The 563-nt window shown below is 40.7% G+C and carries 1 protein-coding gene; it reads right to left on the bottom strand.

Annotated elements, in window-relative coordinates; translation table 11 throughout:
• Window positions 1-563, bottom strand: a 563-nt coding sequence (locus OO184_RS24960) for a tail fiber assembly protein (RefSeq protein ID WP_265381457.1), incomplete at both ends; no start/stop codon positions are given.

Here is a 563-nt window from a genome sequence, read left to right as displayed (position 1 = left end):
TTTACTCTATTGAGCATTACCCTGTATTTTTTCCACATCAGTAAAGTAGATTTTTCTGCTTCAGTAGCGATATCCAAATCAGCAGCATCTTGAAATAATGCAATAGATTCATTGGCGCGTTGCAGCAGAGTTACACGCCGTTGCTCCGCCTGTTCAATTTGATTTGCTTTTAGGGCTACATTATCAGTGACCCACTGTTTACCATCCCATTTATCAAAATCAGTGACAGGTTGTTTGAATGTCAGAATTTCTGGTAGTTCACCCAATTCAGTAACTTCTTGTTGTGCACGAGTTTGCTTGTTGTAAGCTATTTTTCCACGGTAATCAGGAACGATTTCCCAGCACTGATCGTCTTCACTACGACAAACCGCCTTATCATGAGAATCAGGAAGTTGTGGCGCATCGGGATAGGCACCGGCTGATAAACTGACCCCCAGCATGACATATTCAATATTAGAGTTGGTAAATTCTCTTGTTATTTGATTAGCATGATAGATCTTTATCCAGCCGGCTTGAGTCGCTAAACCATCTTTACCTAATACGGCTATTTCATGTTCTAAAGA

This window comes from Photorhabdus aballayi (assembly GCF_026153155.1).
GTDB classification, from domain to species: Bacteria; Pseudomonadota; Gammaproteobacteria; order Enterobacterales; family Enterobacteriaceae; genus Photorhabdus; species Photorhabdus luminescens.
The sequence above is the reverse complement of the archived record's forward strand: the minus strand, read 5'-3'. Positions and strand labels throughout refer to the sequence as shown.